General features: G+C 72.7%; 16 protein-coding genes and 1 pseudogene. 5 read left to right on the top strand and 12 right to left on the bottom strand.

Annotation, left to right across the window (positions count from 1 at the left end):
- Positions 1 to 149: 149 nt before the first annotated feature.
- The 3 genes from FF041_RS30805 to FF041_RS30795 are packed head-to-tail and all read right to left on the bottom strand — an operon-like array spanning position 150 to position 2,646.
- Positions 150 to 560, bottom strand: a complete 411-nt coding sequence (locus FF041_RS30805; protein WP_153481794.1) for a RidA family protein — start codon at positions 558 to 560, stop codon at positions 150 to 152.
- Positions 561 to 607: 47 nt separating this feature from the next.
- The gene (locus FF041_RS30800) at positions 608 to 1,360 is read right to left on the bottom strand and encodes an IclR family transcriptional regulator (RefSeq protein WP_153525842.1); all 753 of its coding nucleotides are present in this window, start codon (positions 1,358 to 1,360) and stop codon (positions 608 to 610) included.
- Positions 1,357 to 2,646: a sugar kinase gene (locus FF041_RS30795; protein WP_153525841.1), complete on the bottom strand. Its 1,290-nt coding sequence runs from the start codon at positions 2,644 to 2,646 to the stop codon at positions 1,357 to 1,359. Before FF041_RS30795 ends, FF041_RS30800 begins: the two co-directional genes overlap by 4 nt.
- 93 nt (positions 2,647 to 2,739) lie before the next feature.
- Here FF041_RS30795 and FF041_RS30790 point away from each other — a divergent pair, with 93 nt between their 5' ends.
- Both FF041_RS30790 and FF041_RS30785 read left to right on the top strand, forming a co-directional pair.
- A complete protein-coding gene (locus FF041_RS30790) occupies positions 2,740 to 4,014 on the top strand; it encodes an alanine racemase (RefSeq protein ID WP_153525840.1) in 1,275 nt (424 codons plus the stop codon).
- A 14-nt stretch (positions 4,015 to 4,028) separates the two neighbouring features.
- Entirely contained in the window at positions 4,029 to 5,636 is a 1,608-nt protein-coding gene (locus FF041_RS30785) for an N-acyl-D-amino-acid deacylase family protein (RefSeq protein WP_153525839.1), read from the top strand.
- A 4-nt stretch (positions 5,637 to 5,640) separates the two neighbouring features.
- Here the strand turns inward: FF041_RS30785 and FF041_RS30780 are convergent, their stop codons facing one another.
- Entirely contained in the window at positions 5,641 to 5,847 is a 207-nt protein-coding gene (locus tag FF041_RS30780) for a hypothetical protein (RefSeq protein WP_153481800.1), read from the bottom strand.
- Positions 5,848 to 6,198: 351 nt separating this feature from the next.
- On the opposite strand from FF041_RS30780, the gene FF041_RS30775 reads away from it, so the two are divergent.
- Positions 6,199 to 6,462, top strand: a complete 264-nt coding sequence (locus FF041_RS30775) for a chaplin (RefSeq protein WP_153481801.1) — start codon at positions 6,199 to 6,201, stop codon at positions 6,460 to 6,462.
- Positions 6,463 to 6,539: 77 nt separating this feature from the next.
- Here FF041_RS30775 and FF041_RS30770 read toward each other — a convergent pair whose 3' ends face one another.
- Together FF041_RS30770 and FF041_RS30765 are read right to left on the bottom strand one after the other, a co-directional pair.
- The gene (locus tag FF041_RS30770; RefSeq protein ID WP_323393195.1) at positions 6,540 to 7,400 is read right to left on the bottom strand and encodes a tyrosinase family protein; all 861 of its coding nucleotides are present in this window, start codon (positions 7,398 to 7,400) and stop codon (positions 6,540 to 6,542) included.
- 45 nt (positions 7,401 to 7,445) lie between these two features.
- A complete protein-coding gene (locus tag FF041_RS30765; RefSeq protein WP_153525838.1) occupies positions 7,446 to 7,877 on the bottom strand; it encodes a tyrosinase family oxidase copper chaperone in 432 nt (143 codons plus the stop codon).
- Positions 7,878 to 8,196: 319 nt separating this feature from the next.
- Here FF041_RS30765 and FF041_RS30760 point away from each other — a divergent pair, with 319 nt between their 5' ends.
- Positions 8,197 to 9,441, top strand: a complete 1,245-nt coding sequence (locus tag FF041_RS30760) for a cytochrome P450 (RefSeq protein WP_153525837.1) — start codon at positions 8,197 to 8,199, stop codon at positions 9,439 to 9,441.
- 284 nt (positions 9,442 to 9,725) lie between these two features.
- On the opposite strand, the gene FF041_RS30755 is transcribed toward FF041_RS30760, so the two are convergent.
- The 4 genes from FF041_RS30755 to FF041_RS30740 all read right to left on the bottom strand — a co-directional run bounded on the left by FF041_RS30755 (position 9,726) and on the right by FF041_RS30740 (position 13,839).
- Positions 9,726 to 10,235: a DUF5949 family protein gene (locus tag FF041_RS30755; protein ID WP_153525836.1), complete on the bottom strand. Its 510-nt coding sequence runs from the start codon at positions 10,233 to 10,235 to the stop codon at positions 9,726 to 9,728.
- Positions 10,236 to 10,279: 44 nt separating this feature from the next.
- Positions 10,280 to 10,885, bottom strand: coding sequence for a DUF4352 domain-containing protein (locus FF041_RS30750; RefSeq protein ID WP_153525835.1), 606 nt, complete (start codon positions 10,883 to 10,885; stop codon positions 10,280 to 10,282).
- Positions 10,886 to 11,133: 248 nt separating this feature from the next.
- On the bottom strand, positions 11,134 to 12,405 hold the full coding sequence (locus FF041_RS30745; protein WP_153525834.1) for an NAD(P)-binding domain-containing protein: 1,272 nt from the start codon (positions 12,403 to 12,405) through the stop codon (positions 11,134 to 11,136).
- 66 nt (positions 12,406 to 12,471) lie between these two features.
- Positions 12,472 to 13,839 carry a carboxylate--amine ligase gene (locus tag FF041_RS30740; RefSeq protein WP_153526017.1) on the bottom strand — a complete coding sequence of 456 codons (1,368 nt, stop codon included), beginning with the start codon at positions 13,837 to 13,839 and terminating at the stop codon, positions 12,472 to 12,474.
- Positions 13,840 to 14,015: 176 nt separating this feature from the next.
- Between FF041_RS30740 and FF041_RS39570 the strand changes: the two are divergent.
- A pseudogene (locus tag FF041_RS39570) lies at positions 14,016 to 15,228 on the top strand (glycoside hydrolase family 26 protein); the annotation flags it as partial.
- Between the two features lie 363 nt (positions 15,229 to 15,591).
- On the opposite strand, the gene FF041_RS30730 reads toward FF041_RS39570, so the two are convergent.
- Positions 15,592 to 16,785 (bottom strand): GNAT family N-acetyltransferase, encoded by a 1,194-nt coding sequence (locus FF041_RS30730; protein WP_153525833.1) that lies wholly within the window; start codon positions 16,783 to 16,785, stop codon positions 15,592 to 15,594.
- A complete protein-coding gene (locus tag FF041_RS30725) occupies positions 16,785 to 17,453 on the bottom strand; it encodes a YveK family protein (protein WP_153525832.1) in 669 nt (222 codons plus the stop codon). Before FF041_RS30725 ends, FF041_RS30730 begins: the two co-directional genes overlap by 1 nt.
- Positions 17,454 to 17,563 lie beyond the last annotated feature (110 nt).

Raw genomic sequence — 17,563 nt, 5'->3', positions numbered from 1 at the left:
GCGTCGTTGGAGGGTTTTGGGTGTGGCGGACCGCGGCACGGCGCTCCGGGGCGGAGCGCCGTGCCGTGCGGCGTCGAGCTGTGGTGCAAGAGGTCTGTGCGAGTGGTCTGTGCGAGTGGTCTCTGCGGCTGGTCTCTGCGGCTGGCCGATCAGCCCAGGACGGCGAGGGCGTCGATCTCGATGAGCAGCCCGGCGGGCAGCCCGACGTAGACCGTCGTACGGGCGGAGGCGGGTGCGGTGAGGCCCTGCTCCTCGAAGTACTCGTTGTAGATCTGGTTCATCTCGGCGAAGTGGTCCACGTCGGTGAGGTAGACGCGCATCATCATCACGTCGTCCCAGCTCGCGCCGCCCTCTTCGAGGATCGCCTTGACGTTGGCGAAGGTCTGGAGGGTCTGCTCGCGCAGGGTCGGGCCCGCGGGGGTCGGGGCCTGGCCCGGGACGGCGGGCAGGAAGCCGACCTGACCGGCGACCTGGAGGATGTTGCCCTTCTTGACGCCGTGGGAGAACTTGGCGGGCGGGGCGGTGTGGGTCGCGGGGGTGATCGCGGTCTTCTCGCTCATGGAGCTTCCTTCGGGGGTGTTCGGTGAGGGGTTTCTCGGTGACGGGGTCAGTGAGGGGTGACGGATCCTGAGTACTCCCGGCTGACGGCGTCGGCGGTGCGGCGCACCAGCGGGAGCAGGGTGAGGAGTTCCTCGGCGGTGACGACCACGTTCGGCGCGGAGACCGACATCGCGGCGACGACCCGGCCGGCCGCGCCGCGGATGGGGGCGCCGATGCAGTTGATGGACTCCTCGTGGCCGCCGAGGTCGGTGGCCCATCCCTGGTCGCGTACGGCGGCGAGCTCCTTGAGGAACGCGGCGGCGTTCGGCGTCGAACGGGATGTGTACATGGGGTAGTCGAGCTTCTCGGCGATGGCACGCCGCTCGTGCTCGGGCAGATCGGCGAGGAGCAGCTTGGCGACGGCGGCGACGGTGATCGCGACGGGTTTGCCGATACGGGAGTACATCCGCACCGGGTAGCGGCCCTCGACCTTGTCGATGTAGAGGACTTCGCTCTCCTCGTAGACGGCGAGATGGACGGTGTGTCCGATCTGCTCGTTGAGGGTGACGAGATGGGGGTGGGCGATCTCGCGTACATCGAGGTTCTCGACGGCCTCCTGGGCGAGGGCGAAGAGCCGCGCGCCGAGACGGTAGCGCTGGTCCTGCTGGCGGTAGACGAGTCCGTGGTCGTGGAGCGTGCGCAGCAGCCGCAGCGCGGTGGACTTGTGGACGCCGAGGCGATCGGCGACCTGCCCGAGGTCGGCGGGTCCCTGTGCGAGCAGCGGCAGGATGCTCAGCGCGCGGTCGACGGTCTGGCTCATGGCGTACGTACCTCCTCATCCGCGGCTGAGGTCCAGCCGGGGCCGAGACGAAGTCTCTCCCAGGCCGCGTCGTCGAGGGCCGCCAGACGGTCGGCGTGCGCGGCGGCGGGGGGCCGGGCGAGGTCGCCGGGGACGGTGAGGGCGGCGGCGGCCCAGAGATGGCCGTGGCGGAGGCGGTCGCGCGTGGGGAGGGCGCGGAGCAGGCCGGAGAGATAGCCGGCGGCGAAGGCGTCGCCGGCGCCGACGGGGGCGATGACGTCGACCCGGGGGGCGGGGGCGAAGGTGATGGTGTCCGGGGGGTTGGCTCCTTGCAGGTGCGGGGGCTTGCCGGGGCTCTGCCCCGGACCCCGCTCCTCAATCGCCGGAGGGGCTGAATCTGCGCGCCCGTCTCCGCGAGGACCCGCCGGAGGAGCTGATTCTGTGTGCCCGTCCCCTCGGCCCCCCGAAGGGGCTGATGCAGCGTCGCCAGGCCGGGGAGCTGATTTCGCATCACCGGGCCGGGGAGCTGATGTCGCGAACACCGTCGCGCCCTTCGCCCCCTGTTTCACCACCACGACGGCCGGTTCGGGAAGGGCCTCCCGGATCGCCGCCGCGCCGTGCACGCCCCAGGCGGCCTCGGCCTCGTCCTCGCCCACGAAGACCAGATCGGCCCCCCGGGCCAGCTCCAGCAGCACCCGTGCGCCCGAGGCGTCCCGCCACAGTCCCGGGCGGTGGTTGACATCGAAGGAGACCAGCGGGCGGCCGGGCCTGCGGGTGGTGAGCTCGCGCATCAGGGCGAGGCAGTCGGCGGAGAGCGCGGCGGTGATCCCGGAGATATGGAGCACCCGCGTCGCGGCGAGCTCCTGGTACGGAACGGTCGCCGGGGACATCGCGGAGGCCGCCGAGCCGCGCCGGTAGTAGACGACCTCGTGCGCGTCGGCGGCGCGGTCGGTCGCGGTGCGGAAGTAGACGCCGGTGGGCCGCAGCGGATCACGGCCCACGGCGGAGGTGTCCACGCCGTACGCCGCGATCGCCTCGATCAGATGGTCGCCGAAGCCGTCCGCGCCGACCCGGCTGACCCACTTCACCCGGTGGCCCGCCGCCGCGAGCGCGCACGCGGCGTTGGACTCGGCGCCGCCGATGGCGCGGGCGAAGGAGGGCACGTCGGCCAGGCGTCCGGGCCGGGAGGGCAGAAAGGTGACCATGGACTCGCCGAGGCAGATGACGTCTGCGACATCCACGGCTGCGGTTCCGGTCAGGCTGCTCACCCTGGGGCTCCTCGCGGGGTCTGGGGCGGTCGGATCCATTGACCCGACGCTGCGCCGGATGTTAGACAGCTTCGAGCGATATGCGCAATGACTGTTGCAAATGGTGCAACGCCCCGCCCTCTAGGAGGCACCATGCCCGCCGACCGGACCGAGCTCCTCCGGGACGAACGCGTCGACTGCCGCTTCAAGGCGCTGCCGCCGGACGCCGAGGGCCTGACCGTCGGCGAGCTGGCGGCCCAGCGCCGTGATCTGTTCACCGGCGGCTTCACCACCCCCGTGCTCGCGCTCTCCGCCGAGTCCGTCGAGCACAATCTCGCGCTGCTCCAGACCTACTCCGAGCGCCATGGCCTGGCCTTCGCCCCGCACGGCAAGACCTCCATGTCCCCCCAGCTCTTCGCCCGCCAGCTGGCGCACGGCGCCTGGGGCATCACCGCCGCCGTCCCCCACCAGGCCCGCGTCTACCGCGCCCACGGCATCTCCCGGATCTTCCTCGCCAACGAGGTCGTCGACGCCGCCGCCCTGCGCTGGCTCGCCGGAGAGCTCGCCGACCCGGACTTCCGCTTCATCTGCTACGCCGACTCCGTGCGCGGCGTCGAGCTGATGAACGAGGCCCTCACCGAGGCGGGCACGCCCCGCCCCCTCGACGTCGTGGTGGAGCTGGGCGCGGGCGACGGCGCCCGCACCGGCGCCCGTACCGAGGCCGAGTGCGCGGCCGTCGCCGACGCCGTGGCCGCCGCCCCCGCGCTCCGGCTGGCCGGGGTCGCCGGCTACGAGGGCGAGGTGCCCGGCGCCGACGGCGAGAAGGTCCGCGCCTGGCTGCGCCGGCTGGTCGCGCTGGCCGCGGAGTTCGACGGGGCCGGACGGTTCGCGGACACCGAGGAGATCGTCGTCAGCGCGGGCGGCAGCGCCTGGTTCGACGCGGTCGCCGATGTCTTCGCCGAGATCCCCGGGCTCTCCCGGCCGGTGCTGAAGCTGCTGCGCTCCGGCGCGTACGTCTCCCACGACGACGGCCACTACCGCCATCTGACCCCCTTCAACCGGGTCCCCGGCGAGGGCGCGCTCCAGCCCGCGTTCCGGCTCTGGGCCCAGGTGGTCTCCCGCCCCAGCGCCGAGCAGGCGCTCCTCAACGCGGGCAAGCGCGACGCCGCCTACGACCTCGATCTGCCCGAGGCCCAGGTCGTCCGCGACGGCCGCACCGGCGAGATCCGCCCGGCGGACGGCATCACCGTCAGCGGCCTCTCCGACCAGCACGGCTGGGTGCGCACCGCCCCGGACGCCGATCTGGAGGTCGGCGACTGGGTCGGCATGGGGCTCTCCCACCCCTGCACCGCCTTCGACAAATGGCAGCTGATCCCGCTGGTCCAAGCGGACGGCACCGTAAGCGAATACATCCGCACCTTCTTCTAGACAGGGGCAGACCCATGGACTTGGTCATCCGCGACGCCCGCGTCATCGACGGCGGCGGCGGCCCTTCCTACCGTGCCGACGTCGGGATACGCGACGGCCGCATCGCGGCGATCCGGCGCGCGGGCGACCCCGCGCTCAGCGGCGCCCGCACCCTCGACGCCGCCGGGCTCGCCCTCTCCCCCGGCTTCATCGACATGCACGCCCACAGCGATCTGGCCCTGCTGCGCGACCCCGAGCACCTGGCGAAGACCGCCCAGGGCGTGACCCTCGAAGTCCTCGGCCAGGACGGACTGTCCTACGCCCCGGTGGACGACCGCACCCTCGAAGGGGTGCGCCGCGCCATCAACGGCTGGAACGGCGGCGGTCCCGGCGACGACTCCGTGGACTTCGACTGGCGTACGGTCGGCGAGTATCTCGACCGGCTGGACCAGGGCGTCGCGGTCAACGCCGCGTATCTGATCCCCCAGGGCACCGTACGGATGTACGCGGTGGGCTGGGACGACCGCCCCGCCTCCGACGCCGAGCTGACCCGGATGAAGCAGCTGGTCGCCGAGGGGATGGAACAGGGCGCGGTCGGCATGTCCTCCGGGCTGACCTACACCCCCGGGATGTACGCGAAGGACGCCGAGCTGACCGAGCTGTGCCGGGTGACGGCCGCCTACGACGGCTACTACTGCCCCCACCACCGCTCGTACGGCGCGGGCGCGCTCCAGGCGTACGAGGAGATGGTGCGGCTGACCCGGGACGCGGGGTGCGCGCTCCATCTGGCGCACGCGACCATGAACTTCGGGGTGAACAAGGGCCGGGCGGGCGATCTGCTCGGCCTGCTCGACAGCGCGCTGGCGGACGGCGCGGACATCTCGCTGGACACCTACCCCTACACCCCCGGCTCCACGACGCTCGTCGCCGTGCTGCCCAGCTGGGCGGCGGAGGGCGGCCCCGACGCGCTGCTCGCCCGGCTCGCCGACGACGAGACCGCCGAGCGGATCCGCCGCCATCTGGAGGAGATCGGCTCGGACGGCTGCCACGGGGTACCGATGGAGTGGGAGACCATCGAGATCTCCGGGGTCTCCGACCCGTCTCTCGCCTCCTATGTGGGCCGGACGATCGAGCAGTCGGCCCAGGAGCGCGGCGAGGCCCCCTGGGCGACCGCCCGCCGGCTGCTGATCGCGGACCGGCTCGGCTCCACGATCCTCCAGCACGTCGGCCATGAGGAGAACGTCCGGGCGATCATGCGCCACCGGGTCCACACCGGCGGCAGCGACGGCATCCTCCAGGGCGCCAAGCCGCATCCGCGGGCGTACGGCACCTTTCCGCACTATCTCGGCCGGTACGCCCGCGAGCTGGGCATCCTCTCCCTGGAGGAGACGGTCGCCCATCTCACCTCCCGCCCGGCGGCCCGGCTGCGGCTGCCCGACCGGGGGCTGGTCCGCGAGGGCTACCGCGCGGACCTGGTCCTCTTCGACCCGGAGACGGTCGCGGCGGGCTCGACCTTCGAGGCCCCGCGCACCCTGCCGACCGGCATTCCCCATGTGCTGATCGACGGCCGGTTCGTCATCGAGGACGGGGCGCGGACGGATGTCCTGGCGGGCCGCTCCGTCCGCCGTACGCCCCGCGTCTGAGCCGTCAGCGGGAGAGCACCTGCCCGACGACGTCGGCGACGGGCGCGAGCACCCCGCCCGGCGGCGGCTTGATGAGATTGCGGTCGACCTCCTCCCCGGCGGAGCTCTTGGCGACGGGCTGGGCGGCGGCGGCCTGTGCGCCGCCGCCCAGTGCCGAGACGGCCAGGGCGCAGGCGACGGCCGCGACGGCGGCGTTCTTGTAAGCGATCATGCGCTGTGCAACGCCGGGAGGGCCGTGCGGGTCACGGCCCGAACCGGCCGTGCCCGGACCCGCTGTGCCCGGACCCGCCGTACCCGAGCCGGCCGTACCCGGACCCGCCGTGCCCGGACCCGCCGTACCCGAGCCGGCCGTACCCGGACCCGCCCGGCCGTGCCCGTGTCCGGACCCGTATCCGCCGTGCGAGTGCCGGCGAAGCCCGTCGGCACCCCCAGACACACCCGCCACTACGGCAAGGGCGGTCACTTTGGTCGCCATCCGTTACCACTCACGGGTTAGGACGTTGAAGGTGCGTGAAAGGCCGCAATCCCCTGCGGCCGCTGTCCTGATCTGCAAGGAGAACCGATGTTGCGTATCGCCAAGGCCGCTGCCGTCCTCGCCGGCTCGGGCGCCCTCCTGGTCGGCGGTGCCGGTCTGGCCACCGCCGACGCCGGAGCGCAGGGCGCAGCCACCCACTCTCCCGGCGTTCTGTCGGGCAACCTGATCCAGGTGCCGGTCAACATCCCGATCAACCTCTGCGGGAACACCGTGGACATCATCGCGCTGCTGAACCCGGCGTTCGGCAACACCTGCGTCAACGCCTCCGAGGGCAGCGCGTACGGCCACTGAGCACCACCACCACCCCGAGCACCGCGGCCTCCCCCTTCCGTCCGGAGGGGGAGGCCGCGGTCTGTCCGGCCGCCGCGCTACTCGTAGCGGTAGTGGCGGCTGTGGTCCAGCAGGAGTGAGGGCGGCTCGTCCCACGGCGGCATCGGCTCATGCAGCGCGAAGATCCGCCCGGACTGCGGATCGGAGGGGGGCAGCGGATCGCTCGGCAGATAACCGGCCGCCGGCCGCGCCCGCTGCCAGCGGACCCAGAGCAGATCGATGAACGCGTGGTGCAGCCAGAAGACCGGGTCGTTGGGCGAGGTCGAGCCCAGCATCAGCCCGCCCACCCAGCGGTGCACCCGGTTGTGGTTGCGCCAGCGCTCCGCGCCCGACGCGCTCCACCCCTCGATGGCGTTGCGGAAGCCGCCGCGCGAGGTGGAGTCCCAGGGGGCCATGTCGTACCAGGGCTCGCTGAGCGCCTCGGCCACCTCGTCCGCGGTCGGCAGGGACACCGGGGCGGACGGCCGGCCGAGATTACGGGTGAGATATCTGCCGTCCGTGAGCCGGGAGTCGATACGCCAGTTCCCGTTCCGGTACGCGAAGGGGCCGGTCATCACCTGCCGGTCGCCGACCCGGCCGGTGCCGCCCATGAAGTCGTCCGCCCAGAGCGAGGCGGCGGGCGTGTCGTCCGCCGTCCAGTCCCAGTACGGGATCGACACCCCGGGGTCGATCCGCTGGAGCGCCGACTCGAACTCCAGCAGATAGCGCCGGTGCCAGGGGAAGAACGACGGGGTCATATGGGCGGGTCTGGGTCTGCTGTCGCCATCGGGGACGTAGAACGCGTGATGCATTCTGACGAATTCGTCGTAGTGTCCCGAGCGCTTGAGCGTCAGCAGCGCGTCGACCAGCCGCCGTTTCTCCGCGGGGGTGAGATTCCGCTGGTTCTTACGGGTGTACACCGGTGCGGCTCCTTGCGGTTCATGGCTCCAGGGAGCGGGGGCGGATCAGTGGCCGTGCGGCGGGGCGAGTGCCAGCCGGGCGGAGCCCAGCTCGTCCACGGCGGCGCGGGCCGCCTCCCGCAGCGTCGGGAACGACTCGTAGTGGTTGACGACGCTCAGATAGCCGCCGTCCGACCGGCGCATCACCTCCAGCGGACGGCCGTCGATACGGACCTCGGCGCCCGGTACGGCGCCGGGCCCGGGCCGCCCGCCGCCGCGGGCCGCCACGGGGACCAGGGCGGTCGCCGAGCCCTGGATGTGCCGGCCCCGGTACATCTCCGTGAACCGCTCCGGCTCGGCGGGCCGGGGCGGGGACTGCCGCGCGCCCGTCCGGGCGATGACCGGCGCGAGCGCTCCGGCCGTGCCCGCGACCACACCGGCGGTGAAGACCGCGCGCAGGACGAGGCGGCGGGTGAGACGGCGGGTGGGGGTGGACATGGGCCGGTCCGTCCTTCTCTCTGCGGCCGAGCACCGGCAATACCGGCGATTCGGGTCGTATCGCGTGGAAATGGGTCAATCTGTCAACGAGACGACGGCGAAAGAGTTGCTCGTCCGAGTGGAGCGTCCGTCCCCGCGGCGGCCCGGGAGGGCGGCTGTGGGGGCCGAATGGCCGAACCGGCACCGGGTCGCCCGTCCCATGCCGGTGGTTGCTGATACGCAGAGACCGCCCGGCGGCGGTACACCCTGATACGCCCCGGCACACCCCGATAAGCCCCGGTACGCGACGGCCGCCCGGCCGCCCCGGTGTCAGGAGGTCATGACCGTGTCCGCTCCGCTCCGTCCCGCTGACGTCGATCTCGCCGACCCGTCGTTCTGGCGGCTGCCGCGCCCCCGCCGGCTGGAGTCCTTCGCGGCGCTGCGCACCCTGGACGCCCCGGCCCGCTTCGGCCCGGGGCCCGGCTTCTACGCCCTGGTGAGACACGCCGACGTCCAGGAGGCGAGCCGCGCGCCCCGGCACTTCGCCAGCGCGCCCGGCGTCACCACCCCCGAACCCGCGGCCTGGGCCAAGGCCGTCTTCGGCAACTCGATGGTCAACCTGGACGGACCCGAGCACGCCGCCCTGCGCAGAATCGTCTCCCGGGCCTTCACCCCCCGGCTGCTGGCCGCCGCCGAGGACAATGTGCGCGAGGTGGCCGCGCGGATCGTGGCCGAGATGGTCCGCGACCGCCCCCGGGACTTCGTCGCCGCCGTCGCCTCCCGGATGCCGTTCGAGATCATCTGCGATCTGATGGGCGTTCCGGAGGACCACCGGGCCGAGATCGCCCGCCGGATCGACGAGGCGTCCGAGCATGTGGGAGTACGCCGGCGGAGACTGCGGATGCCGGGGCGCGGGCTGCGCGCGCTCGCCCATATGCAGCTGGTGATGGTGCGGCTGGCCCATGAGCGCCGCCGCCGCCCGGCGAACGATCTGATCTCGGCGCTGGTCCGCGCCGACATCGACGGCCAGGCCCTCTCCTCCCGCCAGCTCGGCGCGTTCTTCTCACTGCTGCTGGTCGCCGGGGTGGAGACCACCCGCAACGCCATCGCGCATGGACTGGCGCTGCTGACCGGGCACCCCGGGCAGCGCGCTCTGCTGGAATCGGATTTCGACCGTTACGCGGACGGCGCGGTGGAGGAGATCGTCCGCCATTCCACGCCGATCATTCAGTTCCGCCGTACGGTGGCCGCCGAATACACGCTGGGCGGCCGGATTTTCCGGCCCGGGGAGAAAGTGGTGCTCTTCTACGCGTCGGCCAATCGCGATGAAGCGGTTTTCGAACGGCCGGATGATTTCGACATCACCCGCGACCCCAATCCGCATCTGGGATACGGGGGCGGCGGGCCGCATTACTGTCTGGGGGCTCATCTGGCCCGGCAGGAGATGAAGGCGCTCTTCCGGGAACTGCTCACCGGGCCGCGCGGACTGCGGGCGGTGGGGGCAGCGGAACTGGTGGACTCCAGCTTCGACAACCGGGTCCGCGCGCTGCCCTTCGCCTTCGACGCCGCTCGCGGACGGCCCTAGGGAGTGTCTTCAAAGTAGCGTCGTCCGCCCGGATGGGGGTCCCCCCGGGCGAAGCCCAGGGGGAGGGCCTGGCGGGGTCTGGTGCGTGCGATCGCAAGGCGGAGGAAGGAGTCCATGCGGTGGGGGCACCTCCCGTGCCGCTAGGCACAGGGGGCCATTGGCGACTGACGACAACGCGGCGTGGGGGCACCTCCCGGGCCGGAGGCCCAGGGGGAGTGCGTGCCAGGGCACGGCAGGCAGACGGGACTTTGAAGACACGACCTAGGTCGTACGCCCGACCCGCTCTAGCCGCGCAGTCGGCTCACCGGGAGCAGGGCGTGGCCGCAGGTCATCAGGGTCTCATCGGCGCCGAGATAGCCCTTGAGGGTCTCCTCGGCGACGGGCTCCCCCGGGGCGGCGACGGGCCATGGCCTGGTGGCGATCATCAGATGGGCGTGGCCGCGCGCGTCCACGGCGGTGAGCCACTCGGGCGGTGCGGCGCACTGGGCGCTCAGCGAGGGCATGTTGAGCACGGCGTGACCGCCTTCGACCAGCAGCCTGACCGGAAAGTTGTAGGACGCCGCGGTGGCGTCGGTCATCTCGCTGCCGATCTTCATCCCGGCGGTGCCGACCAGCGCCGCCATGGCCGCCACCCCCGCCTCGGGTCCGCCGTCCCCGTCGCCGAGCGAGTAGAGGAGCAGATAGGGCATGTCGTGTCCGGCCCCCGGGTCGCCCGTCCAGGCGAGCATCGAGACAGTTCCCAGATGGCTGCGCTGGACGCTGTTCTTCGCGGGGTTGGCTTGCGCGGTATTCATGGCTCGGCACCCTAGTGCCCCGCCTGTCCGGTCACCCCATGCGTTCACCTGGATGGGGGAAAGCTGAGCTGCCAGTCGAGAGAACGGTTCTCCAGCGCCAATTGAAGACGTACGATCCGTGTTTTCTCCGGCACTTCGAAAACGAGCCAGCCCTGCGCCTGTTCGCCTGCCGGAATGATGTTCCCTTTCAGAATGCGGCCGGTGGTGAGCGGGGCGGATGCGACCGGACGGTGGCGTCTCCCCTTCTCGTCGACGGCCCATGCCCCGGCGCGGCTCGCGTCATAGGGCCGGCCGCCGGTGTTGACGACGGCCACATCGACGGCGAGCCGCCGCGTACCAGCAGTGACGTCGGTGTCGGCGGAAGCCGCGGAGCCGACGGAGTCGGCCGTCACAGCGGGGTCGACCTGGCCGACGACCGAGACCCGCAGATGCTCCCCGAACCTCCGGCCGTCGACGTCCACCGCGTCCCCCACCCAGAGCGCTCCACGACCGCTCTTCTCATCGAGCGACGCGGCGCGCGGCACACGGCCGTGCCGCGCCTCCTCCCCGGCGGCGGGAGCTCCGGCCGCCGGACCGCCGAAGGGGCTCTGACAGCCGGTGACGCCCATCGCGAGCGCCGACATCAGCAGCGCGGAAGCCACGTGTCTCATCGGTTCCCTCAATCAGGCTGTTTTCCGTATCATCACCTCCTCTACCCGGCGAATCCCTCACGTGCGGACGTGTCGCACCCGATGTCGCCCGTAGGGTCCCGTCGGTCCCGCCCGCCTGCCGTATCCCGGTCAGATGGGCGGGGCTTCTGTCGCTGCTGAACCGGTGTCCTCCGAGTCGCCAGGTGGGTGGGGTCCGCCGGAGTCCGGGGAGCTTGAGGCGCGGGGGCGCGGGCCGCCGCGCCGGGTGGTCAGCGCTCCCGGGCCGGCTGTGCGGAGGAGGCCCCGGCGGCGGGCTCCGCAGGGCGGGGCAGTCGCACCACGGGGCTGCCGCTCAGCCGCCGGCGTACCCCCGCCACCAGGCGGTGCGCGGTGAAGGTCGCGCCGTGCACGAAGCGCATGGACGGGCCGAAGGTGGGGGCGGCCAGCAGCCCGGCGAAGAACAGCCCCGGGCACGAGGACTCGAACCCGGCGGTCAGTTCGGGCGCGCGTCCCGTGCCGACCGTGACGACGGCCCGGCGCAGCGACGCGTCCAGCAGCCCCAGCCGGTCCAGATCCGGGGTGAAGCCGGTCGCGGCGACGACATGGTCGCCGTCCACGGCCGTGGTGGAGCCGTCGGGCGCGGTCAGCGTCAGCAGCGCCCTGCCGTCCCGGATCTCCGCACCGCGCAGCCCGTGTCCGAGCAGCGCGGGCACCCGCCGCTCGTAGCGCTCTCTGAGCCACCACGCGCCCGCCGGGCCCAGCGCCGTGCGCGCGATGTGCTCCCGGGCGGACGCGGGAAGTCTCCGTACCGCCCAGGGGGTCTCGGACCAGACCCAGCTGGTCCAGCCGGTGCCCAGCCCGCTGTGCGGGGTGCGCAGGGAGCGCACCAGCCCGCGCCGGAGGGGCTCGGGCGGGGTGTTCCAGTTCAGCCGCTCCCGGCGGGCGATCAGCCGTGGTCTCGCGCCCTGTTCGGCGAGGAGGGTCGCGGTCTCCAGAGCGGCCTGGCCGGCGCCGACGACGGTGACGTCCTGGCCGCGGAAGCCGCTGAGATCCCGGTGGCCGCTGCTGTGGGAGACATAGCGGGCGGGCAGCCCGGCGAGCTGTTCGGGGATGTTGACGAACGGCATCACTCCCACCGCCAGGACGACGGTCCGGGCCCGTACGGACGCGCCGTCCGAGGTCCGCACCCGGAAGCCGTCCCCGTCCGGGGCGACCAGGGTCACGGTCCGCTCGTCGACGCCGGGCACCGCGTGCTCGGCGAACCACATGCCGTACTCGGTGAACGCGGCGATCGGCAGCGGGCTGCCGTGCACCGCTTCGAAGCCGTGCTCCTCGCTGAAGTCCCGGAGCGTATGGGCCCCGGAGGGGTCGGAGAGATTGGAGGACCATGGCTCGGACTTGAGGAACATGCCTTCCGGCATATGGTCGCGCCAGGAGGCCATGGTCCGGCCGAAGATCTTCAGACTCATTCCGGCGGCGGCGGCATGGGCCGCGATGGAGAGTCCGTAGGGGCCTGCGCCGATCACTGCCATGTCGTACATGGGCGGTTCGTTCCTTGCGTTGAGGGTTTCCGGGGGTCCGGGTGACCCGTCCGGGGACAGGTCGGATCAAGGGGTCCGACGATCAGCGCGGTGAGCACGCCGACCGGGACCGGCCGCGCCGGGACGCAGCCGGTGCGCCGCCTTGGCCAGCCCACGGCCGAACCAGGCGCGGGCCATGGCCAGAAAGGGCAGCGGGTCGTCGCTCGCGTACCAGGCGGTCTCGACGGCCGCCGCCGGGGGCGGGGGCGGTCCGGGGCGGCCGGTTACCGGTCGGCCGCGCGCTTCTCCCGCGGTGACCAGGGCGGAGAGCAGAGCGTAGTTCTCGGCGACGAAGACCCGTCCCGGGCCGCCGCTCTGGGCCGGCACGGGCTGGCCGGTGACGTCCAGATAGAGCGCGCGCACCACGTCGAGGCCGTGCCGGTCGGTGAAGAGCCGGAACTGCGCGCCGGGGCGCGGATTGACGTCCAGGAGCTGATACGCCCCGGTGTGCCGGTCGCGGCGGAAGTCGAGGTCGAGGATGCCCCGGTAGCCGACATGGGAGACCAGCCGCAGCGCGGCCCGCTCCACCTCGGAGTTGGGCAGCCAGCGGCCTTTGGCGGTGAGACCGGTGCGGACCGGCCAGGACAGCTCCTTGCGCCCGCTGCCGCCGAGCAGACAGACCGGGTCCACCGGGCCCCGGGAGGCCGGGTCCGCCGGGCCCCGGGAGGCCGGGTCCGCCGGGCCCCGGGAGAAGCAGCCGTGGAAGAACCAGTCCGTGTTCGGGCCGCCGGGGATGCAGCGCTGGAGCAGCAGTCCGCTCCCCGCCGCACCGGCCTGTTCCCAGAGCGCGCGGGCGGCTTCGGCGGAGCGCACCAGAGTCGTGCTGCGCAGCCCGGTCGCGGCGCCGAGCAGCCAGGGGCGGCTCCACTTCGCCACCATCGGCAGTCCCAGCGTCCGCGCGGCGCCCGCCGCTTCGTCCCCGTCGCGGGGCACGACGGTCGGGGGGTGCGCGATGCCCGCCTCGGCGCAGAGCCCGGCGAGCCCGGCCTTGTCCGCGAGGCGCGCGGGCAGTTCGGCGGGCTGATCGGGAAGGCAGTAGCGCTCCCGGAGCCGGTTCGCGTGGGCGGCGGTCGAGATCGCGCTCAGATCGTCCATGGCGATCAGCACCGCGCGCCGCCCGATCCGGTCGGAGACCCGCAGCAACGTCTCCACCAGCGCCTCGGCGTCAACGGGCCCGGCCGGTCCGGGATGGGCGCGGTGCAGAAAGCGGGAGCGGACGGCGGGGCTGTGGGCCGTTTCGACCACGGCGTGCACTTCGACGCCCGCGCGCCCCAGCGATCTGATCGCGCCGAGCGTGCCGTGGTGAAAGGGATTGCGGTCGAGGCGCAGTACGAGGGCGGGTGTCCGGGCGTCGAAGTCCGCGCCGTCCGAACTCCCGGAGCCGAAGGGTGGCATCGAAGTCACATCTTTCACCTGGATGGGCCCGGATTACCCGGCCTATTTCGTAAATCACTGATTGACGGAATGTCAATCTGCCGATAAGTAAGACTTTCTGCCTACCGTCGTCGTATACGCCGTTGATTCAACCGTGTATACGCCCGGACAGCACGCGCTGCTTTCGAGGAGGAGCCATGACCCGTCGCCGCCGTCTCACCGGAATCGGTATCCGGACGGTCGCCGCAAGTCTGCTGGTCTCCGTGGGGATTTTCGGGGAGCAGACGGCCGGGCTCGCCCGCGCCGTCGAATCGGAGCCCGCCCCGTCCGGCGCTTCAGCGGTTCCGATGGGCGCCTATCTCGACTACGGGCCGTCCGGTGTGCTCCGTATGGAACAGCTCTCGCGCTGGCTCGGGGGCGCCGAACTGAGAGTCGGGCACACCTATCTGCCGGGCGACCGGTGGAGCAATATCGAGGGCGGTCCCGGCTTTCTGGACGACTGGGCGCGCTGGCGGCGCGGCGCGGACGACCGGCTGTTCGTGCTCAATGTGCCCATGTTGGAGCGGACCGAGAGCCGGGTGCCCGACTGGCAGGTGCGGCTGCTGCTGCGGGGTCGGGGCGGCGGGGCGGTTCGACCATCACTTCCGGACGCTGGCGAACCGGCTGGTGGAGCTCGGCGTGCCGGACGCGGTGATCGTGCTGGGCTGGGAGATGAACGGCACGACGTACACACACCGTTGCGCTCCCGATCCCCGCGCCTGGAAGGCGTACTGGACTCGCATCGTCACGGCGATGCGTTCCGTGACCGGGCAGCGGTTCCGTTTCGACTTCGCTCCCAACCGGGGCGCCGACGCGATTCCCTGGACCGCGTGTTATCCGGGCGACGATGTGGTGGACGTCATCGGGATGGATTCGTACGACCAGGCGCCCGGGAAGACCTTCGAAGAACAGGCGTCGGCGCCCTACGGGCTGCGGAAACAGGTGGAATTCGCGGCGGCGCACAACAAACCGATCTCCTACCCGGAGTGGGGGCTGTTCCGCAACGGGGACAACCCGGATTACATGCGGGGCATGCTGGAGTGGATCGGACGGCACAAGCCGCTCTATCAGACCATCACGGATTACTGTCCGCATGGCGTCTGGCAGTGCGATGACAACCCCAAATCGTCGAAGGTGTTCCGTTCGATGCTGTACGCGCGGCCGGTGCCGGTACCGGTGCCGACTGTTCCGGCTGTGCCGACGCCTTCCGTGCCACCGGTGCCGACTGTTCCGGCTGTGCCGACGCCTTCCGTGCCACCGGTGCCGACTGTTCCGGCTGTGCCGGCGCCTTCCGTGCCGCCGGTGCCGACGCCTTCGGCGCCCGCTGTGCCGCCGGTCCCGGTCCCTTCCGTGGCCGCCGTGCCGGTGCCGGAGGAGCCGGTCACGGCGGCCCCGTCCACTCCTCCACCGGCACCGGCGCCCCTCCCCGTACCGGTGCCGACGGGGACGGAGACGGCAGCCCCGGTATCCGCCGCGACGCCGACACCGACACCAACGCCCCAGCCCGTCACGACGACACCCGCGCCCACCCGTACACCCGCCGAACCGGTCCCGGCGAGGCCCCCGGACCCGGCCCCGACTCCGGACCCGGCTCCGGTCCCGGCCCCGAAGCCCGTACCGGCCCCCGCCAAGCCCTCCGCACAGCTCAACTCCCCTGAGTGGTGCGCACCGGTGGATCTGGTCGACTGGTTCGCCCGGTGGACCGGCGAGCGGAGGTCCTGCGTCCAGGTCCCCTCACTGCTGAACTGGTCGTTCGGGCCGTTCGGGGACTAGATCCGGTCGCGGCCGGACGCCGGCACGCCAGTCGTTCAGCCGGGCCCGCCACTCCCGCGCGGCGGGGAACCGTGAGTTCACGGCCCCCGCCGCGCGGTCGCGCCAGGCCGCCCGGGCGGTGTGCAGCCGCAGCACCGGCTCCAGCGCGGAAGGAGCCATCAGCAGCCGCTGATTGGCGACCGCCTGAGGCCGCCAGTGGTTTTTGTACGGCTCCTCGCCCCGCAGCAGGCTCACCACCGCGCGCCCGGAGCGGGCGGCCAGATCGGCGTCATGGCGCAGCAGCATCGTCGTGACGTCGACGCGCCGCTCCCGCAGCACCGGATGGGCGCCGTAGAGATAGCCCCCGGTCAGCCCCCCGGAGAACAGCGCCACACTGGCCGCCACCACCTCGCCCTCGCACCGGTACTCCGTGAGGGCCGCGCCGCCGTCGCGCACCATCCGGCGGGTGGCCCGCACCAGATGCTCGGCGAACCGGGGCCGCAGATGCTCGACGGTGACCCCGCGTCCGCGCCATTGGAGTTCATGCAGCCGCAGCAGATGCCCGACGGCGTCGGGCACTTCGTGCTCGGTCACCGTACGGTCCTCGATCTTCAGCGCGTCGATTCTGCGCAGCTTGGCCCGCACCCGCTGGGCGCTGTGCGTCGCCAGCCGTTTGACCAGCTCGTCCATGGGGGCGGCGGGCAGTTCCAGACAGACCGAGTCGGCCAGCCGCCGCTTCGCGCCGCGCCAGCCGTCGTACAGCCGCTCGGCGGCGGCTCCGGGCCGTACCTCGCGCAGATCGATCACGGTGTGCCGGGCGGCCCGCCGCAGCCCGTGCGCCAGGGCGGCGGTGGCGCAGCCCGCGTGGTCGTCGGCGACGAGGACGTCACCGTAGTCGGAGATGGCGCCGCCGAGCAGGACGAGCAGCGGCAGCGGCCGGTGGACGAGCATCAGCGGCGCGGCGGCGATCAGCTCCCCGTCCAGCCGGACGAGGACGATCCGCAGCCGCCCGGCCGTGCCGTACGAGAGCCACCAGGACTCCAGCCAGGCATGGCTCTGGAACGGGGTCGCGCTGGAGCAGCGGCGCTGGAGCCCGTCCCACTCGGCGCGGAGCCGGGCGAACGCGCGCGGGTCGCGGCAGAGCGTGACTGTCAGGCCCGTGCGCTGTCGCCCCATCAGACCCGCTCCCGCGCGGCGGCGTCGCCCGCCCCGGCCGGCGCGGGCACCGCGGCTCCGGCCGGCCTGGGCCGGCGGCGGGGCCGTACCAGCAGGACGAGCCCGCCGAGCAGCCCGCCCGCGCACACGCCCACGGCCGCGCTGATCGGCGGGGACGGCGATACGGGTTCGGTGGGCGGGATCGCCTGGGCGAAGCTGAGCAGCCGTACGCCGGTGCTCTTGGCGACCTGGTTGCTGCTGACGAAGACGGCGTCGGCGACCGCGTTCGCGATGTCGGCGGCGGCCGAGGGGCGCTTCGCGGTGCCGGTGATCGCGATCATCGGCGAGTCGGGCGAGGTCTCGGTGCTCACCTGGCGGCGCAGCGCCCTGGCGGGGATGCCGGCGGCGACCCGCGCGTAGGCGATGGCGGAGTCACTGGTGGCGATGCGCCCGTACGCCTGGGCGAAGCCGAGGGCGGCGCCGGGCGGGGAGTCCTTGCCGGGGACGGCGACGACATAGCTGGTGGCGGCGTACCGGGGGGTGACGAGCACACCGTAGGCGGTGCCGCCGGCGCCCCCGACGAGTACGCAGACGGGCAGGATCCACCAGCGGAGCGGCGGGATGATCCTGCCGAGGAGGCGGCGGACGCGCCCGCGGGCGGCGGGCTTCTGCTCGGGTGAGTCGGTCATGGGCGTGCTCTCTCGGTCGAGGAAGGGGGAACGGGGGGAACGGGGGGTGCAGGGGGACGGGAGGGCTGGGGGGCGGCGAGGACGCGCTCGTACAGCCGCGTCAGCCTCCG

This window comes from Streptomyces jumonjinensis, from assembly GCF_009600885.1.
GTDB classification, from domain to species: domain Bacteria; phylum Actinomycetota; class Actinomycetes; order Streptomycetales; family Streptomycetaceae; genus Streptomyces; species Streptomyces jumonjinensis.
This window is presented reverse-complemented; position numbering and strand designations above follow the sequence as displayed.